This window comes from Pseudomonas sp. CFBP 8758, assembly GCF_014841725.1.
Lineage (GTDB): Bacteria > Pseudomonadota > Gammaproteobacteria > Pseudomonadales > Pseudomonadaceae > Aquipseudomonas > Aquipseudomonas baltica.
Genome location: NZ_JACYUK010000006.1, coordinates 365690 through 390820, shown reverse-complemented (window position 1 = coordinate 390820; position 25131 = coordinate 365690). Strand labels below are relative to the sequence as shown.

Genomic DNA, 25131 nt, shown 5'->3' with positions numbered 1-25131 from the left:
CTCTAGAGCTGGCTTTTCTTTGCAGCGGTGTTCATGACGCTTCGGCTGCGGCCTCGACGTCATGGGCGATCAAGGACACCAGTGCGTTTTGCTGTCGGTGAGACAACTGGCGGAAACGCTGCAAAAGCTCGCGCTCGTGCAGAGACAGCTCCGGACTGTCCATCTTCATGCTCAACTCTTCGCCCAAGGCACCTTCCTGGATCAGGCTCTGTTCCAGGCGTGCGATGATCTCGGAGTTCATGCTTCGGTGATGGTTACGAGCCACCTCAGCGATCTGCTCACGCATCCCGTCGGGAAGACGTACTACAAATTTGTCAGCCGTGCGGCTGGAGTAAACAGCCTGTTTGAGTGGGCGCATAGTGTTGACCGATAAGTTCAGGGGGAGCGGTTCTCGAAGTAGGCCGCAGGATGTCGGTTAGGACACGCCGATCGGCAAATTGTTCCAGCCTGCCGATGCCGCGCTATGATGCCTTAGTTGCGACATAACCTTGACGCCAAATCTGTGACAAATAATGATCCGAATCGTGGCATTTGGCCAGTCCCCAGCGGCAGGTATTTTACAAGGCCGGTGGAAATTTGCGATCACGCCGTTCGAAAAAAGTCGAAGATTCGTTCGAGAGGTGCTCTGACCCGTCTTGTGCACACCGCGCACAGCACGTGCGAGCTACCCTTGGGCTAGCATAGTGACATTTGGGCCATTTGCTAGTATTGATTTACGCCGCGTATCAATTGGTTGGAAAATCAACGCAAGTATGGATCGAATTTGATCCTGCGGCCTTTGACCATTGCCAGCAAAAATGCCACAGCGCTGATGCTGCCCAGCACTTGTAGCATTGTCCCCAAAGCGACGGCGTTCTGCTCGAGGGTAAGTGCGCCGATCCAGCACACGGCAGCCACAAACATGAACGCCAAGGCGTATCTCGACATCGACAACTCCTTAAAATATGTAGCGTTCAGACCGTTGCGTCGTCGCGGTCTCGTTGACACCCTGTGCAGCCATGACAGGTCGTTCGGGGCCCGAAGCCGCGACGCGGGCAACGGGCGCAGGGATTAGTCGAGCAGCGTCGATGTGGACAAGTGCAGGGTCGTCGCCTTGAGTGTGGAACTGAAAGCCAATGAAGGTGACCAATGCCATAACATTGAGCATGACGAGGACGCTGTTCATTGGGACGCTCCATGGCTGGTGGTGGCAAATCAGTGTTCAGCCAGGAACATAGCAGGGCGCGTGCCAACTTTTTATTTAGCGAAATTTCTAAGTAATTCAGAGGCATACCAAGGAAGGCAGGCACATTGATATTGCATTCTGCATACCTGGGTCTCTGCAGGCATTGCAAAATGCATGACTGTCGCGTTCATCCTTGATCGGCATTTGCCACGGATAAAACTGTCCACGTTGCATGACAAACCGCGCGTGGCTGGGTAACATGCACGCCGTTCGTCGTGCCGCCTGGCACGACGCCGTGTGTCTCAGTAGCTCAATTGGATAGAGCATCCCCCTCCTAAGGGGAAGGTTGCAGGTTCGAACCCCGCCTGGGACACCATTCTTGCGCGTCAACTGATTTAGCTGCGCAAGTTCCTTGAACATGCACTGCGAGGAGGCGAGTGTTCCCGCCTCAGCGACAGGGAGCCCAGACTTCACGTACTGAGCAGTCCGTTAGACGATGTTCTGATGAGGCCCGCCCGTCCGATGCAATCGCGTGAGCCCGCATCAACTTATCCAATGATCCTTCTGCAGTGAGTGTTCTGGGTTTCAGCCGTGGGCATCCGCCAGCCCTTTCTCGATGAAACGCACCGAACTCTCCATGGCCTGCTGACCCTCTGGCAAGATCGCGGCGTAAAAGTGCCAGGCGTGAAACATCGCAGGCCATACTTCCAGGTTGACGCGAACACGGTTATCGGCAAGGTGAGTTGCAAGACGCATGGCGTCAGTCAACATCAACTCGTTTTCGCCTATCTGCACCAGAATCGGCGGAAGGCCTGTGACGTCCGCGAAGACCGGAGAGGCCAGAGGATGATTGGCCAGCGTGTCGCCCAGAAACGCTCTGGCGAGAATATCCAGCACGGGCTTGGAGTTCAGCGGATCCAGTCCTTCACGATTACTCATGGCTGCGCCGGTGTGTTCAAGGTTTGCCCACGGCGAAATCGAGGAGCCAACGGCAGGCAATGGCAAGCCTTTGGATTTTGCCGCCACCATTACGCTGACAACCATCGCGCCGCCCGCTGACTCGCCGGAAAAGGCAATCTTGCTGGCCGGAATGTTCTGCTCGAGCAACCACTCGTAGGCGCGCAATGTGTCGTCGATGGGCGCTGGAAATGTATGCTCAGGGGCAAGGCGGTAGTCCGGCATGTATACACGAGCGCCCAGCATTTTCGCGTAATTGCCGCCGATCCCGTGGTAACCGTCTGGACGGCCAACGATGTAAGCCCCGCCGTGAATGTACATCACTACCGCGTCGGTTTTGATCTCCTGCGGAGTCACCAGGATGCCAGGCACTCCACCCATGTCGACTGCCTCGAACCTGACGCCATCGGGCGCTGGATTATGTCCGAGCATTTTTGCGTAGGCGTCGCGGATGTCGCTTAGCTTTGTGGTCGTATCGATTCCCTTGAGAACGGGTACCAGATCGCTAAGGCTGTTGGCCCAGGTTTGGACGGCTGCTTGGACTTCTATATTCATAATGACCTCAATTGATCTTTGGGTGTGGATAAGCTAATCGAGATACTATGCTTGGTATTGGGGAATAGGGTTCCCCATTAAAGGCGCCAGCCCGCCCTGGCGGTGAGGACAGAGAGGCCATATGGAACTCCACAACCTAAACGATATCGCCGCTTTTGTAGGCTCGGTCAACGCTGGAAGCTTCACTGCGGCGGCCAAGCAACTTGGCCTCACTCGTTCAGCGGTAGGCAAATCGATAGTCAGGCTCGAGGCGCGTCTGCAGGTACGTCTACTCAATCGCACCACGCGCAGTTTGAGCATGACGGATGACGGCCAGGTTCTTTATGAGCGTTGTGTGGGTGTTTTGCAGGACCTGGACGAGGTAGAGGATGCCCTTGCGTTTCGCCGTTCGACACCCAGTGGACGGCTGCGGATGAGCTTGCCTGTCGCGCTAGGCAGGCTTCATATCCTTGAGCACGTTGAGCGCTGTCTCGAAGAATGGCCTGCGCTGAGCGTCGACATCAGCTTTTCCGACAGGCTGGTCGATCTGATCGATGAGGGGTTTGATTTGGCCATGCGCATCGGTCCGCCCAAGGAAGACTCTGGTTTACTGACGCGCACGGTGGCCTACCAACAAATGATCACCTGCGCCTCACCCCAGTATCTGGCTGACCATGCAGAGCCTGAAACGCCTGAGGATTTATCCGAGCACCAGTGCCTGCATTTCGTGAGTGGTGGAAGATTGCTTCCCTGGAATTTTCGAGTGAATGGGCGCTGTGTATCGTTCACTTGTAGTGGAAGGCTGCAAATGGACAGCGCTGAGTCGTTGCACCGGTCTGTTGTCGCGGGGCTGGGCATCGCTACGCTGCCGTCTTACGTGATAAATGAGGATTTGAGAAACGGCAAGCTCGTTCAATTGCTCGCCGTATATGCAGAGGCCGCAGAGCCCATTCGGGTTATTTACCCCAGCAAGCGACACCTCTCTCCAAAGATTCGACTCTTCATCGATAAGCTTGTAGAGGCTTGGTCACCCTGCCCACCTTGGGAACAACGCGCTGGCGCTGCCCGACCTTGAGTACACAGGCCTTCCGTGGTTCGGCCTGCTTTTCAGGGGTTGGAGGCTCTGCGAGAGGTACCCGGCGGCGCCTAGGTTTGCCGCTGCCCTTCAGCGATATCGGACTCGGGCAGGGTCGGGATCGATGCAGGGGCCTATCCCCCTCGGTAAGGAGCTGCGGCAGGGGTTCATGGGTAGCTTTACTTGAGCCCCCGGCGACTCTGTCGCCTCAGGTCGCGCCGCCCAATGTTTGCTTAAGATCAGGGTAGTTGGCGAAAGGAATCGGAAGAATGACCACGTCCACTTCCAAGACCGCTTGTTCCTTGGTCACTGCGTGTACGCCTATCTCATGGGTGAGCGCCTGGATGTTGTCGGCGCGTTTGGAATTGGCCAGTTTGACGGTATGACCCACCGCTGCAAGTTTGCGCGCCAAGGTCGCGCCAATATTGCCGGCGCCGATTATTCCGATGTTCAATTTGTTACTCTCCTGATTGTGTTGAGGGGGGGTTAAAATCCTCAGTCATTTGCTCCATGGCCAAGGGTGTCGAGCATGTGATGAAGCGCGTCCATGCCGCACTCATCGAGGTGGCAGGCTGACTTGATCTGGCGAGTGAAGGCTCGGACGGCCGCTTCCAGGTTTCGTCTGTCGAGTCAGATCGACGACCACACGTCGCTCGTAAACGGCAGGTGATTGCTGTCAACCGGTGCTTTGAAACCCGCGCCAACGCCGGCTCGGCAATGGGTCATTTCTGCGCCAGCAGCGTTTTCCTGGCAGCCTTTTCGTCTTTCATGGCGGCTAGCTCACGCTGGCAGACCTCGACATCGAACGAGTTGTCCCACTTGGCGATCGCGATGGTGCCGATGCCATTGCCGATCAGGTTGGTGACAGCCCGGGCCTCGTTGAGGAACCGGTCGATGCCCAGCAGCAGGACCAGGCCAACCAGAGGAATGGAATGGATAGTGGTGAGCGTTGCGGCCAGCGTCACGAACCCGGCCCCTGCCACGCCTGCGGAGCCTTTGGACGTCAGCAGGAATACCGCCAGCAGAATCATCTGGTCCGCGAACGTCAGTGGCGTATTGGTTGCCTGGGCAATGAAAATCGCGGCCATGGTCAGGTAGATGCAGGTACCGTCCGCATTGAAGGTATATCCGGTCGGCAGAACCATCCCCACGACCGATTTCTTGCAGCCCAGTTTTTCCAGCTTGACCATCATGCGGGGCAACACGGCCTCGGTCGAACAGGTGCCCAGGGTGATGAGGATTTCATCCTTGAAGTAGCGCAGGAACTGCATCAACGGCATGCCTGACCACCTGGCGACCGTGCCCAGTATCACGACGATGAATATCAACGTGGTGATGTAGAGCGCCACCAGCAATTGCCCGAGTGAGAGCAACGTGCCAATCCCGTACTTGCCGATGGTGAACGCCATGCCGGCACCGGCGCCGAGCGGGGCCAGGCGCATGACCATGGCGACGATCTTGAACAGGCCTTGCAGGAACAGATCGATGGTATTGATCAGAGGCTTGCTGGTTTCGCCCAGCTGAACCAGGGCAATGCCCATCAACACCGAGAGCAGTATCACCTGAAGCATCACGCCGTTGGAAAAGGCGCCGATGAACGTGTGCGGGATGATGTTGAGAAAGAACTCGACGGTGCCGCCTTGCTCGCTGGCGGCCTGGCTGTATTTATTGATGGCGCTGGCATCCAGGGCGCTGACATTGATGTTCATGCCGACACCGGGCTTGACGATGTTGACCACGATCAACCCGACGACCAGCGCAATCGTCGACAGAATCTCGAAGTAGATCAGGGCTTTCACACCGATTCGCCCGACCTCCTTGATGCTGCCCATCTTGGCGATACCGACCACCACCGTGCCGAAGATGATCGGTGCCAGCAGCATTTTGATCAGCTTGATGAAACCGTCGGCAATCGGCTGCAGCTTGGCGCCGATGTTGGGGGCGAAGTATCCAATGGCGGCACCGATGACGATACCGATCAACACTTGCACGTACAGCTGGCCGTACCAGCGGGTTCTGGAGATTTCCACGAGAGCACCTCATTTTATTGTTGTGATGGGCATGTGGCGTGACGTCAGCGCCTGACGCCAGCGTTCGCGGCCTGTTTGGCACAGGCCGCAGAGGGAGGCGATCAGCCTTCGCCAAGCTCGCGCATGACGGCGTAGAGGGCCGATTTGGCTTCGAAACCGACACCTGGAATCTCCGGCAGGCCGACATAGCCGTTTTCGACCTGGATACCGTCAGCGAAGCCACCGAACGGCTGGAAGACATCCGGGTAGGATTCGTTGCCACCCAAGTGCAGGCCCGCGGCAATGTTCAATGACATTTGGTGGCCGCCGTGCGGGACCACGCGGCGCGAAGACCAGCCCATGTCTTCCATTACTTTCAGAGTGCGCATGTACTCGACCAGGCCGTAGGACAACGCGCAGTCGAACTGCAGGTAGTCACGGTCGGGGCGCATACCGCCATGGCGCAACAGATTGCGAGCGTCCTGGTGGGAGAACAGGTTTTCGCCGGTGGCCATGGGCAATTCGTAGTGATTGGCGAGCTCGGCCTGCAGGGCATAGTCCAGCGGATCGCCGACCTCTTCGTACCAGAAGAGGTTGTACTTCTTGATGGCCTCGGCGTAGGCGATACCTGTCTGCAGGTCGAAGCGACCATTGGCATCGACCGCCAGACGACGACCATCGCCGACCACTTCGAGCACTGCTTCGATACGCCGGATGTCTTCATCGAGCGGCACCGCGCCGATCTTCATCTTGACCACGTCGTAGCCACGATCCAGATAGCTCTGCATTTCGGCCTTGAGCTTGGTCTGGTCCTTGCCAGGGTAGTAATAGCCGCCGGCGGCGTAGACCCAGACCTTGTCGTCCGCCACGCCGTTGCGGTAGCGGTCGGCCAGCAGGCGATACAGTGGTTTGCCTTCTATCTTGGCGACCGCATCCCATACCGCCATGTCGATGGTGCCGACCGCCACCGAGCGCTCGCCGTGGCCTCCAGGCTTTTCGTTGGTCATCAGCGCTTTCCAGATGGCGAACGGGTCGAGGTTGTTGTTTTCATGATCGACGAGGGTATCGGGGTCGGCTTCGGTGATGCGGGCGAGAAAACGGTCGCGCATCAGCGCGCCCTGGCCGTAGCGACCGTTGGAGTTGAAGCCGTAGCCGATGACCGGTTTGCCATCGCGGATCACGTCGGTGATGACCGCCACGACCGAGCAGGTCATCTTGGAAAAGTCGATGTAGGCGTTGGCAATGGGGGAGGCGATGGAAACGGTCTTCTCACGAATGTCGACGATGCGCATGGAGGGGTTCCTCTTATGGGTTGTGGCCCCACGTTAGGCTTTGCGAAGTCACCCGCCCAATGCTATTAATGCCCAACCCTATGCACAGAAGGCATGGCCCTTGGAACTCGTCTGGCTTGAAGACCTTTCGGCGCTTGCCGAATACGGCAGCTTCGTGCGCGCGGCCGAAGCCCGCCACATCACCCAGCCGGCTTTCAGCCGCAGGGTTCGCTCGCTGGAAAACTGGATGGGGGTGGAGCTGTTCGTGCGCACGCCCCATGGCGCGACCTTGACTGAGGCGGGCAGGCAGATTCTGCCCGGTGCACAGGAGGCGGCGCGCCACCTGTATCGGCTGCGCAACGAGGCGCAGGAAGTGGCGGGCGTGTCGGCACGCTCACTCAAGTTCGCCGCCACTCACTCGCTGTCGTTCACGTTTTTCCCCAGGTGGCTGCGCAGTTCGGAAACCGGTGCACCCATCGAAGCGGTGCAGCTGCACTCCGACAGCATGGCTGTCTGCGAGCAGATGCTGATACACGGACAGGTCCAGTTTCTGCTCTGCCATCGCCATCCCGATGTTCCGCCGCTGCTGGCGCCCGATCAGTTCATCAGCAAAAAGGTCGGAGAGGACGTGTTGGTACCGCTTGCCAGTGCCTCCTCGCACTTCGACACCTCGCCCGCCACACTGCCTTATCTTGCCTATACCCATGAGTCGGGGTTGGGGCGGATCGTCGCCCACAGGCTGCGGGGCAAGGAGGACTACCTTCACTTGCGCCCGCTGTTCAACAGCCACCTGGCGGCGGTGCTCATGTCCATGGCTCTCGAAAGCAAGGGCGTAGCGTGGTTGCCCAAGAGCCTGACCGAGCAGGAGATTCACGAGGGACGTTTGGTCAGGGCGCTCGATGAGAGTTGGGACATACCGCTGGAGGTGCACCTGACCCGGCCGAAAGCAAACCTGGGTCAGTCCGCCGAAGCGTTCTGGGCGAGGGCGGGTATGGATCTGCCATCTGTCACCTGACGCATCGGTTGTGCGATACGCCGAGTCGGCGTTTCGCCTACCTGGCAGCCGGTGCGCAGGGCCGCGCTGCCCCCGACGTGCCGCCTGCAGCTGCCCGGGTTGCCGCGCGTCCCGCCAGAAAGGCAAGTACCGCTGCCAAGCCGAGCAACCCTGCGCTCGTTTCAAAAGTCGCCCGGTAGCCGCTTGCGTCGAATACCAGCCCACCGACGATGGCCCCGGACGCGATGGCCAGTTGGATGATCGCCACCATCAAGCCACCGCCTGCCTCCGCATCGTTCGGAAGGGTTCTTGCCAGCCACGTCCACCATCCCACCGGTGCGGCAGTCGCAACCGCTCCCCAAAGCCCCAGCAGTACCGTAGTGATGGCCGTCGAGCTGCCGAATGACAACAGTGCCATGGCGATGGCGGCCATCAGGATCGGGATAACGGTCAGCGTTTGATGCAGGCCATTTTTCAGGAAGGCTTCGATCAGGAACGTGCCGGCAAGCCCGGCCAGGCCTAGCACCAGCAGCATCAACGAAAGCATGGAAACACTGACTTGCGTGACCGTTTCCAGAAACGGACGCAGATAGGTGAAGAGCATGAACTGACCCATGAAAAATACGCTTACCGCGACCATGCCCAAGGCGACCGGGGTGCGTTTCATCAGCGTGAGAACGTTGCCGGTGCCCGACTCGCTGCGCGCTTTCAGGGTTGGAAGGCTCATCAACAACCATGCACAGGCAATCACGGCCACGGGGAGAAGGGCCAGAAAGGCACCGCGCCAGCCGATCAGCGCGCCGAGAAAACTGCCCAGGGGCGCTGCCACGACCGTTGCCAGAGCATTGCCGCCGTTGACGATAGCCATCGCCCGGGTGACCTGGCCTTCAGGCACCAGGCGCATGGCGGTCGCTGCCGACAATGACCAGAACCCGCCGATGGCGACGCCGATCAGGGCGCGTGCACCCATGAATACCCAATAGTTGGGTGCAAAGGCAACGACGGCTGCGGAAACGATCATCAGCAGGGTAAGTGCAACGAGCAGCGGTTTGCGCTCGACCCGAGCGGCCACCGATGCGATCAGCAGGCTGGTGAAAAGCGCGAACAGCCCTGATACGGAGATGCCCTGGCCGGCCTGGCCCTCGGTGATGTGCAGGTCCGCCGCGATGGGTGTGAGCAGGCTGATGGGCATGAATTCCGAGGCCACCAGCACGAAGGCGGCGAGCGACATGGCGAACACGGCGCCCCATGATTCACCGGTGTGGGTGGCGGAGGTCGAAGATCGGTTCATTCGAGAGGTCTTCTCCAGAGATTTATCGATGGCCATTGTCTCGGTCCAGTGAGCCTCTCTGTAGCGCATTGCACTGGATTACTTGCCTGATCCTATGAGTCTGCACTGGATGGCGGGACGAACGAGCAGAGGCGAGTTAGAGTTCGTGACACGGGAGCAAGGTGAATATGACGAACGAATTCGACACGACTGGCCCAGGCTCATCGACGCAGGAAACGCTGACGCGGATGATCGCCTCGCACACCAAGGCGCCTGGCGATTACCGAACGGAGATCGCAGGTCTTGGTTTTTTTCGACGCGACTGCCCGGCACCGCCCATGACCTGCATGGTCGAGCCCAGCATCATTCTGGTTGCTCAGGGCGAAAAGCAGCTGTGGGTGGGGGGCGAAGGTTATCAATACAGCACCTCGAAGTTTCTGATCACGTCGCTGGATCTGCCTGCCAACTCCGAAGTGTTGGTTGCCAGCCACGAGCAGCCATGCCTAGGGCTGACGTTCAAGCTGGATATGCGCATGCTGGCCGAACTGATAGCGCAGGGTGATCTGCCGCCCATTCGCGATCGGGCCGCGGTCCAGGGCGTAGGTATCGGTTCGGTAACGCTGCCGTTGCTGGCCTCGTTCGAACGGCTGCTGGCGCTGTTCGATGAGCCACGGTCCATTCCTGTGCTGGCGCCACTGATCCAGCGCGAAATCCACTATCGCCTGCTGCAAGGCGACCAGGCGGGTCGGCTGCGGCAGATCACCTCGGTGGACGGGCAGGGTTATCGCATAGGCAGAGCGATCGATTGGCTGAAGTTGAATTACACGTCAGCGCTGCGCGTCGACGAACTGGCAGCCAGGGTGCAGATGAGTACCCCGACCTTTCATCATCATTTCCGCCAACTTACCAGGATGAGCCCGCTGCAGTATCAAAAGTGGCTGCGGCTCAATGAAGCGAAGCGGTTGATGCTCAATGAACATCAGGACGTGTCCAGCGCAGCCTTCAAGGTTGGGTATGAAAGTCCGTCGCAGTTCAGTCGCGAGTACAGTCGTCTGTTCGGCGCGCCACCCAAGCGCGACATCGCGGCCTTGCGCGGAAACGGCTAGCCTTGCTGCGCTCGCGCATACCTCGTCGCTTCCACTGGAATAGGCAAGAACGCCACTCGATTGGGCAAGTGGCGCTCCGTGGTCGACCGCATACTGAGTCGCCGGATCGGCGAACGGAGTGACGTTTCCCGCAGCGCATGAGCGCCCCCACAGGTTTGAACCCGCTCTGCAAGACCCCGGCAACAGCTGCCCTCGTTGCCATGTCGGGCATCGTGCGGGTCGTCAATGGCGTGATCCGCGACACGCTTTGAAACCATAGTGTCTTGTCACCTGACGTACGACCTCAACCAATGGCGTGATCCAGGTGTCTGCACTAGACGCAGCAAGACCGTGATTCGAGACATAAAAAAATAGATGAGGACCGCAACATGACCGATCCGACCGAAAAGATTTCTCCCGATCCAGAGGGTTCCGGTGAGTTGTTTAAAGAACTGACCACGCCCTCGCGGCGCAATTTCCTGCGCACCATGGGTATCTCGGGCATGGCCGCTGCCACCGCTCCGGTGTGGGCCCAGGCCGCCCAGTTGGCGCCTATCGACGACAGTGACAAGCCGTTGGCCAAGGGCGAGCAGCGGATCACGCTCAAGGTCAATGGCCAGCCGCACACGCTCAACGTGCCCGGCAACGCTGTGCTGCTGGACGTGTTGCGCGACCGCCTGATGCTGACCGGCACCAAGAAGGGCTGCGACCACGGCCAGTGCGGGGCCTGCACGCTGCACATCAATGGTCAGCCGGTGAACAGCTGTCTGTCCCTGGCGGCCATGCACCAGGGCGATGACATCACCACCATCGAAGGTCTGGAGCGCAATGGTCAGTTGCACCCGATCCAGGAAGCGTTCTGGGCCCACGACGCGTTCCAGTGCGGCTATTGCACCTCGGGCCAGATGATGACCGCTGCGGCCATCATCAAGGACCCGGACATCGGCGCCGACGACGCCAGCGTGCGCGAGGCCATGAGTGGCAACATCTGCCGATGTGGCGCGTACAAGAACATCCTTGCCGCCGTGCAGGACGCCCGTGGCAAAGTACAGGGAGCCAGCTGATGAGAGCCTTGGAATACACCCGCGCAACCAGCCCCGAACAGGCCGTTGCGACCCATGCCCGCAATGAAGCCACGGCGTTTCTCGCCGGCGGTACGACCCTGCTGGATCTGGTCAAGATCGACATCATGCAGCCTGATCGGGTCATCGACGTGCATGCCTTGGCGCTGGATCAGGTCGAAACCTTGAGCGATGGCCGGACCCGTATCGGCGCCATGGTCAGCAACACTCGTCTGGCCAATCATCCGCGCATCAAAAGTGATTACGCGGTGCTGTCCCAGGCGCTGCTGTCCGGGGCGACCACGCAACTGCGCAACAAGGCGACCACCGGCGGCAACGTCATGCAGCGGGTGCGCTGCAATTATTTCCGCGACGGCGTTTCCGCATGCAACAAGCGCGTGCCCGGCTCGGGCTGTGCTGCCATCGGCGGGCACAACCGCAGCGTGCACGCGGTACTGGGCACCAGCGACCAGTGCATTGCCACCCATCCTTCGGACATGTGCGTGGCCATGGCGGCGATTGGTGCGACCGTGCAGGTGCAAGGCCCCAACGGCAAACGCGAGATCGACTTCCAGGACTTCCACTTGCTGCCGGGCGCCACGCCGTGGAAAGAGCATGCGCTGCAGCCTGACGAATTGATCACCCATGTAACGCTGAATGCGCCATTGGCCAACGGCAAGTCTGCGTACCTGAAGCTGCGTGATCGCGCGTCCTACCAGTTTGCGCTGGCTTCCAGCGCGGTGATTCTGGTCATGGACGGGCAGGTCATTCGCGAGGCCCGCATTGCCTTGGGCGGCGTCGGCACCAAGCCGTGGCGTGCGCTGGAAGCCGAGCGCGCACTGCGCGGTGCGGCCGCTACCCCGGAAAACTTCGCCAAGGCCGCAGCCATCGCGCTGCAAGGGTCCAAGCCGTATGCACACAACGCCTACAAGATTCCCCTTGGGCAGCAGGCCATCGTGCGCAACCTTTCCACCCTGAGCACAGGAGCCATGGCATGAGCGAGTCAATCATGGGGGCATCCCCACGCCGCATCGACGGTCGCCTGAAGGTCACCGGCAGCGCGCAGTATGCGGCCGACCATCAGCCCAAGGGCATGGTCTTCGCCTACGGCGTCTACAGCACGGTGGCCAGTGGCTCGATCAAGTCTTTGGACATCGAGGCGGCGCGCCGCTCGCCCGGCGTGCTGGAAATTCTGCACCACGGCAACTTTCCCCAGGCGTTCCACACCTCGCCCGTGCCTTTCTCCCTGGCAGGGGTGCTGACAGGCTCGCGTACCGATGAGAAAAGGCTGCCGTTCGAGGACAACGTCGTGCGTTATGCCGGGCAGTTCGTGGCGCTGGTGGTTGCCGACACGTTCGAGCATGCGCGCGAAGCGGCCTACAAGGTCAAGGTCAGCTACAGCGAAAGCGCGGCTGCCGCCAATCTGGAGCAGGGACTGAAGCGGCGCGCAGCCGCCGACGGCGGGCAGGGCCACAAGCGTGGCGATCCAGCCAGCGCCTTCGATGGCGGTGCGCAGACGGTAGACGCCACTTATACGACGCCTGTGGAAACCCACAACCCCATGGAAATGCACGCCACCGTTGCGCTGTGGGACAACGGTCGACTGGTGGTGTATGAATCCACCCAGTCGGTCGTGGTTCACCGCAACACCCTGGCGCAGATCTTCGGCCTGCCCACCGAGCGCGTGGAAGTGCGTGCGCCGTTCATTGGTTCGGGCTTCGGCGGCAAGCTGTGGATCTGGCCGCACTCGGTAGCTGCCTGTGCGGCTGCCAAGATCGTCGGCCGACCGGTGCAACTGGTGCTGCCGCGAGCGCAGATGTTCACCACGGTAGGGCATCGCCCGGAGACCCGCCAGCGCATGCGCCTGGCGGCCGATGGCAAGGGCAAGCTGGTTTCCCTGCGTCATGAATCGCTCAACACCACCGGGATCGGCGACCAGTATGTCGAGAACTGCGGGGGCATGAGTGCCAGCCTGTACTCGTGTGCAAACGTCGAAGTGACCCATGGCACGGTGCAGGTCAACCGCGGCGCACCGACCTCGATGCGTGCTCCAGGCGCAGCCCCTGGCCTGTTTGCGCTGGAGTCGGCTATCGACGAACTGGCCGAACGCTGCAAGATGGACCCGCTCGCCTTTCGCCAGTTGAATTGGGCCGAGCAGAACGAGCAGGAGAAACTGCCGTGGTCCGGCAACCATCTGCGCGAAGCACTGGCGCAAGGCGCCGAGCGTTTCGGCTGGGCCAAGCGCACGCCGGGTATCGGCAGCATGCGCGATGGCCACGAGATCGTCGGCTACGGCATGGCGCAGTGCAACTGGGATGCCTTTCGCACGCCGTGCGAAGCGCGGGTCTCGTTGACCTCCGACGGTCGCGCCGTGGTGTACTGCGGTGCTCAGGACATTGGGACCGGCACCTACACGGTGCTTGCCCAGTGCGTCAGTGACATCACTGGTCTGCCGCTGGAGCGGATCACCGTGGAACTGGGCAACTCGTCCTATCCGCCCGCGCCTGTTTCCGGCGGCTCGTGGATGACGGCCAGTGCCTTGCCGGCCGTGGCAGAGGCCACGCGCGCCGCGCTCACCCAGCTCAAGAGCTTCGCAGCCTCGGAAGAGGGCGGGCTGGCCAATGCCAAGCCAGAAGCGATCACGGTCAGCAACGGGCGCCTGCAGGACGGTTCGACCAGCCTGGAGTTCGCCGAAGTACTCAAGAAGCTGAAGATCGCCAGCGCCGAAGGCGAGGCCCATACCGGTATGGCCGATACCAAGAAGCATGCATTCAGCTCGTTCGGCGCGCATTTCGTCGAGGTGCGCTGGGATCCGGGTATCTCCCGCCTGCGCGTGTCGCGCGTGGTCAGCGCCATTGATGTGGGCAAGATCATCAATGCCAAGACCGCACGCAATCAGGTCGAAGGTGCCATTGTCATGGCCATCGGCATGGCGCTGTTCGAGTCGACCGACTACGACGAGCGCAATGGCATGCCGGTGAACAACAACTACGCGGAGTATGTGGTGCCGGTGCACGCCGATCAGCCGGACATCGATGTGATCCTGCTCGATTACCCCGACTACAACCTCAACGAGTACGGTGCGCGTGGTGTGGGTGAAATCGGTGTGACCGGTTTGGCGGCTGCTGTGGCCAACGCGGTCTACCATGCCACCGGCAAGCGTGTGCGTGACCTGCCGATCAGCCTGGAAAAACTGATGGATCAGGTGCCGACCGTCAGCGTTTGATCGCTCATTGCCGCGCCGGGGGTTCTCTCGGCGCGGTTGAACGACGCAGGTATCAGCTACTTCAGTGACGCTTCATCAAGCCCGGCGTACCACTCTGCATAGTCGGTATTGCGCGCCATGCGTCGGTTGACGTCGGCGCTGCCGTCGTCCCACCACACTTCCCCGCGCTCGCCCAAGGCCTGCTTGGCGACATCGACCTGCGCGCGGGCTTTTACGAGAGCCTCGGGATCTTCCGAGTGCTTGGCGGCCTTGACCGCTCGCCGTGCATCCATGAGCACCTTGACCCAATGTTCGCGCACGGCTTCGGGCAGGGCAGGGTTGCTGCATCGCCAGAGCCGGCCGCGTACGACGAAATAGCGTCCATCGGGTGTGGTGGGATACATCGCGGGATCATCGACAATGACGGTGTGAGGGGAGGGGTGATGCGATCCGGCAAGCGGGCCGTATGTCGCTGCTTGCCGGTGGGTGCGGCTTAGCTCAACCAGCTTTCGACAGTGTCGGAACCGTATTCGGCTTTCCATTCCTTCAAGGTCTTGTGGTTGCCGCCTTTGGTTTCGACGACTTCACCCGAGTGGGGGTTCTTGTAGGTTTTCAGCGAGCGCGGCTTGCGCGTGGCTTTTTCAGGCGCTGCGCTGGCCTTGACTGGTTTGCCGCCTTGCTGCGGGTCGAGAATGGAAACGATGTCCCTGAGGCTTTTATTGTATTCGCCCAACAGCGAACGCAACTTGGTCTCGAACTCGATTTCCTGTTCCAGGCCCTTGTCGCCTTTCATGGCCTCAAGTGCTGCAAGTTGTTCGGCCAGATGACGTTCGAGTTGACGGTATTCAGCAAGTTTGGACATGAGTATCCCCAGGCATGGATCGTGGATAAAAAAGGTAAAGGTATCGAGGCGTGATTCTGGCGCAGTGTGCGCACCGATGCCACAACTAAATAACGTTTATTACAATATGTGGCTAGCTTCGTATCCGGTCGAGGACACGGAATGTCGCAGGCTCGATTAAACTTTTCGGCGGCCAAGGGTGTCAGGTCTTAAGTAGGCTGTCGAATCCACGGCAGCAGCCAAGAAATCTGGAGATACGAAATGAGCTTTTTTAGCAGCATCCTCGAGAAACTGGGTATCGGCAAGCACGCTGTTCCGGACGCAGACGCTTCTACACAAACTCCCGTTGCTCCTGCGCCAGGTGCATCGCCCACCACTACCGTCACGAACCAGCCCTCCGCTGCGCCGATCACCCAGGTGGATGTGGCTCAAAAGCTCGAAGCGATGGCAGCCAGTCACGGCGAAACTTTGAACTGGCGTACGTCGATCGTCGATTTGCTCAAATTGCTTGGCCTGGACAGCAGCCTGACCGCGCGCAAGGAACTTGCCGAAGAGTTGCACTACACCGGTTCGACCGATGATTCGGCAGCGATGAACACCTGGCTGCACTCTGCTGTGATGAAGAAGCTCGCTGAAAACGGCGGCACCGTGCCTGCGGAACTGCTGAACTGATATATCGCTCAGCGTGCTGCACCGCTTATAAGAAAGCCCGACCCCGGTCGGGCTTTCTTGCATTTGAATACCCGGTTTGCGCGCAGCCGCAGGCGCCCTTATAGAACCCGTGGGCCAATTCTATAATTTTTGTTAATAAATCGAGCGGAACACCCTCGGCGTGGCGGTACTCAGAGCCCTTGAACTTATATTTTCAAAGGAGCGCCAAATGTCCACTGCAGCCGATTTCATGGTCAATACCCTCAAGCACGCAGGTGTCAAACGCATCTATGGCGTAGTGGGTGATTCCTTGAATGGCCTGACCGATTCAATGCGTCGGTTGGGCGGGCTGGATTGGATACACATGCGCAACGAAGAGGCCGGGGCCTTCGCCGCTGGCGGCGAGGCGCATCTGACCGGTGAACTGGCGGTCTGTGCCGGCAGCTGCGGACCGGGCAACCTGCATTTGATCAACGGCTTGTTCGACTGTCATCGCAGCGGCGTGCCGGTGCTGGCGATTGCAGCGCACATTCCCAGCAGCGAGATCGGCATAGACTACTTCCAGGCGACCCACCCCGAGTCGCTGTTCAAAGACTGCAGCCATTATGTAGAACTGGTCTCGCGCCCCGAGCAATTGCCGCAGATTCTGGAGCGGGCCATGCGCGTTGCCATCAGTCGCCGCGGCGTTGCCGTGGTAGTGATTCCGGGCGATGTGGCGCTGAGCTCGCTCGACGCGCCGGTCAGCCAGTGGATTGCACCACAGGCGCCAGTGGTCGTTCCTGCGCCGGGGCAACTCGACGAGCTCGCCCGGTTTCTCAACGGCGGCAAGCGCGTCACCCTGCTGTGCGGTGCCGGGTGCGCAGGGGCACACAGCGAAGTCGTGGCGCTGGCCAAGCAGCTCAAGGCGCCCATCGTGCACGCCCTGCGCGGCAAGGAGCACCTGGAATACGACAATCCCTACGACGTGGGCATGACTGGGCTGATCGGCTTCGCTTCCGGCTTCAATGCCATGAAGGAATGCGACACTCTGCTGATGCTCGGCACCAACTTTCCGTACCGGCAGTTCTTTCCTGAGCACTCGCGCATTGCCCAGATCGATTTGCAGCCTGAGGCATTGGGCAATCGCTGCCCACTGGCTATCGGTCTGATCGGCGACATCAAGCACACCGTGCAGCAACTGTTGCCACGCCTTGAAGAACGCACCGACACCATGCACTTGAACAAGGCGCTGGCGGACTACGACAGCGCGCGAAAGGGCCTCGACGACCTCGCCGAGAGCGGCCCGAACAGCACGATCATCCACCCGCAATACGTCAGCCGATTGGTCAGCGAGCTGGCCGCCGACGATGCGGTATTCACCTGCGATGTGGGCACGCCCACCGCCTGGGCCGCCCGCTACCTGAAAATGAACGGCAAGCGCCGCCTGATCGGCTCGTTCAACCATGGCTCGATGGCCAACGCCATGCTCCAGGCCATCGGCGCACAGGCGGCCTACCCCGACCGCCAGGTCGTGTCGATGTCCGGCGACGGCGGCTTCGCCATGATGATGGGTGACTTCCTTACCCTCAGCCAGGCCAACCTGCCGGTCAAGGTCATCGTGCTTAACAACGGCACGCTGGGCTTCGTCGAAATGGAAATGAAGGCCAGCGGTCTGGTGGACGTGGGCTGCGAGCTGAAGAATCCGAACTTCGCCACGTTCGCCCAGGGCATGGGTATCAAGGGCATCCGTGTGGAGAAACCGCAGGATCTGCGTGCCGCCCTGATCGAGGCGTTCGAGCATGATGGGCCGGTTTTGGTGGATGTGGTCAGCGAGCGTCAGGAATTGATCATGCCGCCGGAAATCACGGCAGCCAACGTCAAGGGCTTCGGCTTGTTCATGATGCGTGCGGTACTCGACGGGCGAGCCAAGGAACTGGTAAGTCTGGCCAAGAACAACCTCCTGCGCTGAGTCCCGACGCTGCAAACCGGTGCGCACGCGGCAGCGACGCACCGGTTTGACGCCAGCCCTCACTGGGCACACCTGGCTTGTCGGCGTAATCTCGGCTGATAGCGGTTCCTGATCACTTGGACAGCTTTTTGCACGGTCTCGGATCAAACCGATCTCAGTGGAGAAGCCATGAAAGCCTTGAATATCGTCATTGCCGGTGCCGGCATGGGTGGCCTCAGCGCCGCCGTGGCCCTGCGTCAGGCTGGCCACCGGGTGCACGTCTATGAACGTGCGGCAGAGCTGGCCCCGGTCGGCGCAGCCATTTCAATCTGGCCGAATGGTGTGCGGGTGATGGATGCGCTGGGCCTGGGTGGGTCCAGCGAGCAAGCGGGCGGCCATATGCAGACCATGAGTTACAGCGACCACCAAGGCCGCTTGCTCACCCGTTTCGATCTGCAACCCTTGTACAGCCACGCCCGGCGTCGAGCCTTTCCAATCGCCCGTGCGCGTCTGCAAAGCATTCTGCTCGAGGCGGTGGAGATGCAGAATGTGAGCCTTGGAGTTGCTTGCCTGGACTATGAGGCAAGCGAGAAGCATGTACAGGTCATGCTGTCGACGGGTGAAACGGTGACAGCCGACCTGCTGATAGCGGCAAACGGCACCCACTCGGTGCTGCGCGACAAGATTGCCGGCCGACCGATTCCGCGGCGCTATTGCGGCTACGTCAATTGGAATGGTCGCATCCAGTCGGCACCCGACCTGGCACCCGCCGATGAATGGGTGCAGTACGTGGGTGACCACAAGCGGGTGTCGTTGATGCCCATGGGGAACGGTGAGTTGTATTTCTTCTTCGACGTACCGTTGCCGGCAGGAACGGCCAACGTCCGTGAAGGCTATCGCGCCGAACTCAAGCAGCAATTCGCCGGCTGGCCCGACTCGGTGCAGCGTCTTCTGCAACGGCTGGATCCGGCCAGCGTTGCGCGAGTGGAAATCCATGACACCGAGCGAGTCCCCCATTTGGTCGGCACGAGGGTTGCGCTGCTGGGGGACGCGGCCCATGCAATGACCCCCAACATAGGGCAGGGCGGTTGCCAGGCCATGGAGGATGCCTGGGTGCTGGCCCGCTGCATCGAACGCGAGCTGACTCCGGCAGCCGCGTTGGCGGCCTATGAGGCTGCACGCGCGGAGCGGGTCGCCGGTCTGGTAGTGAAGGCGCGCCAGCGGGCGGCGATCATCCACGGCGAAGTGCCGGAAGAAACCCGGCAATGGTACGCAGCGCTGGCAGGCAGCGATGGCAGCGACATTCTGGGTGGCTTGATCAAGACCGACGAGGGCAGCCCGCTGTAGCGCGCAACCGCACTGTCTAGGGGTGCGGCAAGGTCAAGGTGACCACGGCGCCCTCTGCGTTGCTGCGGTTGAGAACCGCACCGCAACGCTTGGCCAGCGCGCCGATCAACCCCTGGCCACTGAGCTTGGACCCCGACGCGCCTGCATTCGACAATTGCGCCGGGGAGAAGCCTGGTCCGCGATCGCTCACCGTCAACTGCAGGTCACCTGTACCGAGACGCTTGAGTGCAAAGTGGATATGGGTGGTGCGCTGGTTGCCGTGATGGATGGCGTTGGCCACCAGCTCGTTGACGATCAAGCCCAGGTCCGAAGCCAGCTTGAACGGGGCGTGGGCAGTTTCGGTATCGACGGTGAGGTGAATGCTGTCGTCGCGCTCGGCCTGGATTGATGCCCGTACCAGGTGAGGAAGGTAATGCGCCAGATCCACGGTGCCGGACGCACTGCGATACAGCTCGGCCTGGACCGTGCCCACGCCCTGGATACGCGCGATGGCCGATTCGAGCAACTGCCGCGCTTCGTCGCCCTGGGCGCGCAGCTTGGACATTTGCAGGAAAGCGATGATCAGCTGCAGGTTGTTCTTGACCCGATGATTGAGCTCGGAAACCAGAACGTCCTGGTGTGCCTCGAGCTCTTTCTGGGCGGTGATGTCGGTGCAGCTGCCGAAGTAGCCGGCGAACACCCCCTGGCGATAGAACGGCGCGCCGTGGTCGAGAAACCATCGGTAGCTGCCGTCGTGGCGACGCAGGCGATACGGGGTAGTGAACGACTCGCGGGCGTCGAAGGCCTGTTCGTAATTGCGCGTGCACATCTCCAGGTCATCGGGGTGCACGTCGTCGCCCCAGCCATAGCCGCAGAGCTGGTCCTGAGTCTTGCCGGTGAAATCGAGCCAAGGCTTGTTGAACCAGTCGCACTGTTTGTCGGTACCCGCGCGCCAGATCAATACCGGCGCGTTGTCAGCCAACTCGCGAAACTCGGTTTCACCAAGTCCTGGTCCCATGCCCGGGAGATCTGTGGGTTCACTCATGCTTCTTTCCATATAGGCCGCGCGATTCTGTGAAAAGCTTCAAGGGCACTGGCAGCGGTCGATTCAAGGGTAGTTCACCTTTGACCAGCGAATGCACGATGTGTGCGCTGCGCGACAGGTCATTGGGGCTGTAGGGCTTGGACAGCAAACCCAACGCGTAGCCGCTGTTGGCCTTGGCCACATCGATCTGGCCACTGACGAACAGCGAGTGGATCTTGAATTGCTCGTAGAGCGTCTGCGCCAAGCCTACGCCTTCGTCGTGTCCATCCAGATTGATGTCGACGAATGCAACGTCGATGACATGCTCGTGCGCCAGTGACAGCGCTCCGGCGACGTCATACGCAGGACCGATGATCTCATGGCCATCTTCCTCCAGAGCTATCTCGGCCAGCAGCGCCAGGATTGGATCGTCTTCTATCAGCAGGATACGCATTGAGTTAACTCATTCTCTTCAAGGGCGCTTGCGCTCTTCTTGCAAAGCTTGTTTTAAGAGCGTCAATAAACCAGTGCGTTCAATCTCGCGTTGTCGGCTGCTAACCACATCTTGATTCCACGCTGAAAAATATCCTGAACTGTTCGGCTGCGCGCGCTTCTATCAGTAGACCGTTTTGGTCGTCTACCTCAGAGCTCAGGCTCAACCTATTTCCGGAGTGTTTGATCATGTCTGATCAATCAATGAATGACAGTGCGTCAAGCCAGGAACGTCCCGCCAGCCGTGTCAGCGAGGGCTTGCCGTACCCATTGGGCGCGACCTGGGATGGGTCGGGCGTCAATTTTGCAATCTTTTCCGCCAACGCCACCAAGGTTGAGTTGTGCCTGTTCGATGCCGACGGCGTCGAAGAGATCGAACGCATCGCCTTGCCTGAATTCACCAACGAGATCTGGCACGGTTACCTGCCCGATGCGCGCCCGGGCACTTTGTATGGCTACCGCGTGCATGGTCCATACGATCCTGCCAATGGTCACCGTTTCAACGCCAACAAACTGTTGATCGACCCCTACGCCAAGCAGATCTCGGGCGAATTGAAGTGGGACGACGCGCTGTTCGGCTACACCGTGGGCCATGAAGACGGCGACCTGTCGTTCGACGAGCGTGACAGTGCACCGTTCATGCCACGCTGCCGTGTGATCGATCCGGCCTTCACCTGGGGCAGCACCGCCAAGCCGAACGTGCCGTGGGAAAAGACCATTTTCTACGAAACCCACGTGCGCGGCTTCACCATGCGCCACCCTTCGGTGCGTGAGTCCGAGCGCGGTACCTTCGCCGCCTTCCACGAGAACGACGTGGTCGAATACATCCGTTCCCTGGGTGTCACCTCGGTAGAGCTGATGCCGGTTCACTATTTCCTCGATGACAACCATCTGCTGGAAAAAGGCCTGCACAACTTCTGGGGCTACAACACCCTGGGCTTCTTCGCGCCGCATGCCCGCTTCATGGCCGGCTCGTCGATCGCCGAATTCAAGGTCATGGTTTCGCGCTTCCACAAGGCCGGACTGGAAGTGATTCTCGACGTGGTCTACAACCACACTGCCGAAGGCAACGAGATGGGCCCGACCCTGTCGCTCAAGGGTATCGACAACGCCAACTACTACCGCCTGATGCCAGACGATGCGCGTTACTACATCAATGACACCGGCACCGGCAACACCCTGAACATGAGCCACCCCTGCGTCTTGCAGATGGTCACCGACTCCCTGCGCTACTGGAGTTCGGAAATGGGCGTGGACGGCTTCCGCTTCGACCTCGCGACGATTCTGGGTCGTGAAGCCCACGGCTTCAGCGAAGGCGGTGGTTTCCTCGACGCCTGCCGCCAGGATCCGGTGCTGGCCAAGGTCAAGCTGGTCGCCGAGCCGTGGGACTGCGGCCCGGGCGGCTATCAGGTGGGCAACTTCCCGCCGGGCTGGATGGAATGGAACGACAAGTTCCGCGACATCTCCCGTGCGTTCTGGAAGGGCGACGACGAGATGCTCGGCGATTTCGCGAAAATCTTCCTGGGCTCGGGCGACCAGTTCAACCGTCGTGGTCGCAAGCCGGCGTCTTCGGTCAACTTCATCACCGCGCACGATGGCTTCACCTTGAACGATCTGGTGTCGTACAACGAGAAGCACAACGAAGCCAACGGTGAAGACAACCGCGACGGCCACTCCGACAACCGCTCGTGGAACTGCGGCGTCGAAGGTCCGACCGACGATCCGGAAATCGTTGCGCTGCGCTACCGGCAGATGCGCAACCTGCTGGCGACGCTGTTTCTTGCCCAGGGCACGCCGATGCTGCTGGCGGGCGATGAGTTCGCTCGTACCCAGGGCGGCAGCAACAACGCCTACTGCCAGGACAGCGAAATCGGCTGGGTTGACTGGAACATCAGCGAGCAGAGCAGCGAGCTGCAGGACTTCGTCAAGTACCTGATCGAGCTGCGCAATCGCTACCCGCTGCTGCGCCGTAATCGCTTCTTCACCGGTGCCTACGACGAAAGCCTGGGCATCAAGGATGTCAGCTGGATCCAGCCCAACGGCAGCGAGATGGGCGTCGAGCAATGGCAGGACGGCAGCAACCGCTGCATGGGCATCCTGCTCGATGGCCGAACCCAGTCCAGTGGTATCCGCCGCGCCGGGGTCGACCATTCGTTGCTGATCGTGGTCAACGCGCACCATGACGTGGTTGGCTTCACCTTGCCGGAAGTGCCGGAAGGCAAGCGCTGGATCCTGCAACTGGACACCAACCAGACCGATTTCGAAGCCGGTGAGTCGTTCGACTTCGGCACCGAGTACGCCGTCACCGGACGTTCGGTACTGATGTTCGAACTGGCCAAGCCAGTGAGCAAGAAGCGTCGCTGATACCGCTGCAACTCGATGCCCCACGTTGGCCAGTCCTGGCCAGCGTGGGGCATCTGTCCTTCCATGATAGCGACGAGACGCTGTAGACGCTGAGATGGCAATTTGCTAGCTTGCTCTGCAGGCGCCGGTCAACCCCGTGACTGGCGGCCATGTGTACCGTCGAACTCATCCTTTGCTGCCCTTACGCAGCCACACATGACGACCTTCGACGACCCCGAAACTTGCTGCCCGTGCACGCCCGTGCGTTGGATATTGCCACGATGTTGATCAGACGCCGCCCATCGCTCGCAGGTTTTATCGGCCTGGCGCTCGGCTTGATCGTGTTTTCGGCGTTCTCGCTGTTGCGGTCCGAAATCCAGCGGCAGGAAACCCGCTTCTCCGAGTATGTACAGAGCATCGCCGGCACCGTACGCAATCAGCTCGACACCAACGATGCCGTACTGGCAGGTTTTGCGGCATTCCTGCAGGCGGTCAAGCAGAGCGATACCGATGCGGCAGCCCGCTACGGCGCGGCCGTGCTGGCGGCGTACCCGCACATCTACATGCTGGAAGTGGCGCGCAGCGTCCCGGTGGACGAGCAATTCGATTTCACGGCATTGCTGCGGCGCACCTGGCTGCCCGATTTCGAGTTGAAGAATTTCGAGGTCAAAGACGCGCACGTGAAGGGCGTAGCGCCAGCCGTGCCTGGAGTCGGCGGGTCGCGAGCCATGGCGGAAGCGACCTGGCCCATCCTGTTCATGTCGCCGCAGCTGCCGCAGGCCAGTGTCATCTATGGCGTGCGCCTGGAAACCGTGCCGTACCTGGCCAACGCGCTGGCGCGTATTCGTCAGAACCCGCTGCCAGTGGTGTCGCCGGTGTTCGCCCTGCACGAAGGCGGCAACGCCTACATTCTCATGAAGTCGGTGTCGCGCCCCGATGAGGATACCCAGCACACCTTGCCGAATTTCTTCGGCAGCACCATGGTGGCCATGCTGCTGATCAAGACCGATGCACTGCTCGGCGCCATCGTGCGCCACAACAGCGACTCGCGTGTGGCAGTGAGTGCTCAGTTGCACAGCACTGACAGCCCCAGCCAGGTGGTCGCCATGGAGCCGGTGGCGGGGCGTTGGTGGGACGAACTTGCCTTGCCGCGGCTGACCGACAGTGTGTACGTGGACAGCCCTACGCAACCTGTTTCCCTCAGCTTTCAACGGCAACTACGCCTGATGGACGTGCTGGGTCCGGGAAATCTGTTGATTCTGGCAATCTTGATGGCGAGCCTGGTGGTGGTGCCGATGGTCCTGGTCAGGCATTTCTCGGCCATCGAGGCCGCCGAACTGGAGCATGAGCGCTCGGCATTCCTGGCCACCCACGACGTCCTGACCCAGTTGCCCAACCGTTACCTGCTGGCAGACCGCTTCACCCAGGCACTTCAGCATTGGACCGAGCAAGGCGTCCCATTCGCGGTCATGCTGATCGACCTCGACCATTTCAAGCAGATCAACGATGAGCACGGCCACGCGGTGGGCGACCAGGTGCTGCAGGCACTCGCCAAACGCATGCGCGAGACGGTGCGCCATTACGACACGGTCGCGCGTTACGGTGGCGATGAATTCGTCGCGCTGGTCTCCGATCTGACCAATCCGGACAGCGTGATCCTCAAGGCGCAGCAGCTGCTGGATGCGATCGAGTTGCCAATCGGCACCAGCGTCGGTGCGCTGTCACTGTCGGGCAGCGTCGGGATCTCGCTGTGCCCCGTACACGGTGAAGATCTGGACACCTTGCTCAAGGCGGCCGATCAGGCAATGTATCAGGTCAAGCTGGAAGGTCGGCAAGGGGTGGCGATGGCGGGCGCCGTTTGATAGGCAGTGGCGGGAAAGGCGGCTGACATTCTGGAGATA

22 protein-coding genes, 1 tRNA gene and 1 pseudogene are annotated in these 25131 nt (G+C 60.5%); 12 read left to right on the top strand and 12 right to left on the bottom strand.

Features of this window, described 5'->3' with window-relative positions:
• Window positions 1-31 precede the first annotated feature (31 nt).
• The 3 genes from IFT75_RS15835 to IFT75_RS15825 all read right to left on the bottom strand — a co-directional run bounded on the left by IFT75_RS15835 (window position 32) and on the right by IFT75_RS15825 (window position 1165).
• Complete coding sequence (locus tag IFT75_RS15835; protein ID WP_043190613.1) at window positions 32-358, bottom strand: Arc family DNA-binding protein; 327 nt, start codon at window positions 356-358, stop codon at window positions 32-34.
• 383 nt (window positions 359-741) lie between these two features.
• Window positions 742-927 carry a PA3371 family protein gene (locus tag IFT75_RS15830; RefSeq protein ID WP_122477314.1) on the bottom strand — a complete coding sequence of 62 codons (186 nt, stop codon included), beginning with the start codon at window positions 925-927 and terminating at the stop codon, window positions 742-744.
• A gap of 10 nt (window positions 928-937) precedes the next feature.
• Window positions 938-1165: a hypothetical protein gene (locus IFT75_RS15825; RefSeq protein ID WP_192055602.1), complete on the bottom strand. Its 228-nt coding sequence runs from the start codon at window positions 1163-1165 to the stop codon at window positions 938-940.
• 299 nt (window positions 1166-1464) lie between these two features.
• Here IFT75_RS15825 and IFT75_RS15820 point away from each other — a divergent pair.
• Window positions 1465-1541: transfer RNA gene (locus tag IFT75_RS15820), tRNA-Arg, on the top strand.
• Window positions 1542-1750: 209 nt separating this feature from the next.
• Here IFT75_RS15820 and IFT75_RS15815 read toward each other — a convergent pair.
• Window positions 1751-2677, bottom strand: a complete 927-nt coding sequence (locus IFT75_RS15815) for an alpha/beta hydrolase (RefSeq protein WP_185793021.1) — start codon at window positions 2675-2677, stop codon at window positions 1751-1753.
• A 121-nt stretch (window positions 2678-2798) separates the two neighbouring features.
• Here IFT75_RS15815 and IFT75_RS15810 point away from each other — a divergent pair, with 121 nt between their 5' ends.
• The gene (locus tag IFT75_RS15810) at window positions 2799-3731 is read left to right on the top strand and encodes a LysR family transcriptional regulator (protein ID WP_122477317.1); all 933 of its coding nucleotides are present in this window, start codon (window positions 2799-2801) and stop codon (window positions 3729-3731) included.
• A 223-nt stretch (window positions 3732-3954) separates the two neighbouring features.
• On the opposite strand, the pseudogene IFT75_RS15805 reads toward IFT75_RS15810, so the two are convergent.
• From IFT75_RS15805 to IFT75_RS15795, 3 genes and pseudogenes are all read right to left on the bottom strand, one after another.
• Window positions 3955-4224 (bottom strand): annotated as a pseudogene (locus IFT75_RS15805) (NAD(P)-binding domain-containing protein); the annotation flags it as partial.
• A gap of 229 nt (window positions 4225-4453) precedes the next feature.
• Window positions 4454-5761 carry a C4-dicarboxylate transporter DctA gene (gene dctA, locus IFT75_RS15800; RefSeq protein ID WP_192055600.1) on the bottom strand — a complete coding sequence of 436 codons (1308 nt, stop codon included), beginning with the start codon at window positions 5759-5761 and terminating at the stop codon, window positions 4454-4456.
• A 101-nt stretch (window positions 5762-5862) separates the two neighbouring features.
• A complete protein-coding gene (locus IFT75_RS15795; RefSeq protein WP_192048925.1) occupies window positions 5863-7032 on the bottom strand; it encodes a mandelate racemase/muconate lactonizing enzyme family protein in 1170 nt (389 codons plus the stop codon).
• Between the two features lie 100 nt (window positions 7033-7132).
• Here IFT75_RS15795 and IFT75_RS15790 point away from each other — a divergent pair, with 100 nt between their 5' ends.
• Window positions 7133-8026 (top strand): LysR family transcriptional regulator, encoded by an 894-nt coding sequence (locus tag IFT75_RS15790; RefSeq protein WP_192055598.1) that lies wholly within the window; start codon window positions 7133-7135, stop codon window positions 8024-8026.
• A 37-nt stretch (window positions 8027-8063) separates the two neighbouring features.
• Here IFT75_RS15790 and IFT75_RS15785 read toward each other — a convergent pair whose 3' ends face one another.
• The gene (locus tag IFT75_RS15785) at window positions 8064-9296 is read right to left on the bottom strand and encodes an MFS transporter (RefSeq protein WP_244652764.1); all 1233 of its coding nucleotides are present in this window, start codon (window positions 9294-9296) and stop codon (window positions 8064-8066) included.
• 227 nt (window positions 9297-9523) lie between these two features.
• Between IFT75_RS15785 and IFT75_RS15780 the strand changes: the two genes are divergently transcribed.
• The 4 genes from IFT75_RS15780 (at window position 9524) to IFT75_RS15765 (ending at window position 14647) form a co-directional block, all read left to right on the top strand.
• Window positions 9524-10381 carry an AraC family transcriptional regulator N-terminal domain-containing protein gene (locus IFT75_RS15780; RefSeq protein WP_446731076.1) on the top strand — a complete coding sequence of 286 codons (858 nt, stop codon included), beginning with the start codon at window positions 9524-9526 and terminating at the stop codon, window positions 10379-10381.
• A gap of 467 nt (window positions 10382-10848) precedes the next feature.
• Entirely contained in the window at window positions 10849-11424 is a 576-nt protein-coding gene (locus IFT75_RS15775) for a (2Fe-2S)-binding protein (protein ID WP_244647987.1), read from the top strand.
• Complete coding sequence (locus IFT75_RS15770; protein WP_192055595.1) at window positions 11424-12419, top strand: FAD binding domain-containing protein; 996 nt, start codon at window positions 11424-11426, stop codon at window positions 12417-12419. The genes IFT75_RS15775 and IFT75_RS15770 overlap by 1 nt, the downstream gene beginning before the upstream one ends.
• Window positions 12416-14647 carry a xanthine dehydrogenase family protein molybdopterin-binding subunit gene (locus tag IFT75_RS15765; protein WP_192055593.1) on the top strand — a complete coding sequence of 744 codons (2232 nt, stop codon included), beginning with the start codon at window positions 12416-12418 and terminating at the stop codon, window positions 14645-14647. The genes IFT75_RS15770 and IFT75_RS15765 overlap by 4 nt, the downstream gene beginning before the upstream one ends.
• A 56-nt stretch (window positions 14648-14703) precedes the next feature.
• On the opposite strand, the gene IFT75_RS15760 is transcribed toward IFT75_RS15765, so the two are convergent.
• Entirely contained in the window at window positions 14704-15030 is a 327-nt protein-coding gene (locus IFT75_RS15760; RefSeq protein WP_192055591.1) for a hypothetical protein, read from the bottom strand.
• Between the two features lie 89 nt (window positions 15031-15119).
• The gene (locus IFT75_RS15755) at window positions 15120-15488 is read right to left on the bottom strand and encodes a histone-like nucleoid-structuring protein, MvaT/MvaU family (RefSeq protein ID WP_122477336.1); all 369 of its coding nucleotides are present in this window, start codon (window positions 15486-15488) and stop codon (window positions 15120-15122) included.
• A 240-nt stretch (window positions 15489-15728) separates the two neighbouring features.
• On the opposite strand from IFT75_RS15755, the gene IFT75_RS15750 reads away from it, so the two are divergent.
• From IFT75_RS15750 to hpxO, 3 genes are all read left to right on the top strand, one after another.
• Window positions 15729-16139 carry a DUF3597 domain-containing protein gene (locus tag IFT75_RS15750; RefSeq protein ID WP_122477338.1) on the top strand — a complete coding sequence of 137 codons (411 nt, stop codon included), beginning with the start codon at window positions 15729-15731 and terminating at the stop codon, window positions 16137-16139.
• Window positions 16140-16347: 208 nt separating this feature from the next.
• Window positions 16348-18066: a ubiquinone-dependent pyruvate dehydrogenase gene (poxB, locus tag IFT75_RS15745; RefSeq protein WP_185793029.1), complete on the top strand. Its 1719-nt coding sequence runs from the start codon at window positions 16348-16350 to the stop codon at window positions 18064-18066.
• A 168-nt stretch (window positions 18067-18234) separates the two neighbouring features.
• Complete coding sequence (gene hpxO / locus IFT75_RS15740; protein WP_192055590.1) at window positions 18235-19392, top strand: FAD-dependent urate hydroxylase HpxO; 1158 nt, start codon at window positions 18235-18237, stop codon at window positions 19390-19392.
• Window positions 19393-19408: 16 nt separating this feature from the next.
• On the opposite strand, the gene IFT75_RS15735 is transcribed toward hpxO, so the two are convergent.
• Together IFT75_RS15735 and IFT75_RS15730 are read right to left on the bottom strand one after the other, a co-directional pair.
• A complete protein-coding gene (locus IFT75_RS15735) occupies window positions 19409-20416 on the bottom strand; it encodes a sensor histidine kinase (protein WP_185793031.1) in 1008 nt (335 codons plus the stop codon).
• Window positions 20409-20849: a response regulator gene (locus IFT75_RS15730; RefSeq protein WP_122477343.1), complete on the bottom strand. Its 441-nt coding sequence runs from the start codon at window positions 20847-20849 to the stop codon at window positions 20409-20411. Before IFT75_RS15730 ends, IFT75_RS15735 begins: the two co-directional genes overlap by 8 nt.
• A gap of 227 nt (window positions 20850-21076) precedes the next feature.
• On the opposite strand from IFT75_RS15730, the gene glgX reads away from it, so the two are divergent.
• Together glgX and IFT75_RS15720 are read left to right on the top strand one after the other, a co-directional pair.
• Window positions 21077-23251 carry a glycogen debranching protein GlgX gene (gene glgX, locus IFT75_RS15725; protein ID WP_244646794.1) on the top strand — a complete coding sequence of 725 codons (2175 nt, stop codon included), beginning with the start codon at window positions 21077-21079 and terminating at the stop codon, window positions 23249-23251.
• Window positions 23252-23511: 260 nt separating this feature from the next.
• Complete coding sequence (locus tag IFT75_RS15720; RefSeq protein ID WP_192055588.1) at window positions 23512-25092, top strand: GGDEF domain-containing protein; 1581 nt, start codon at window positions 23512-23514, stop codon at window positions 25090-25092.
• Window positions 25093-25131: the final 39 nt, after the last annotated feature.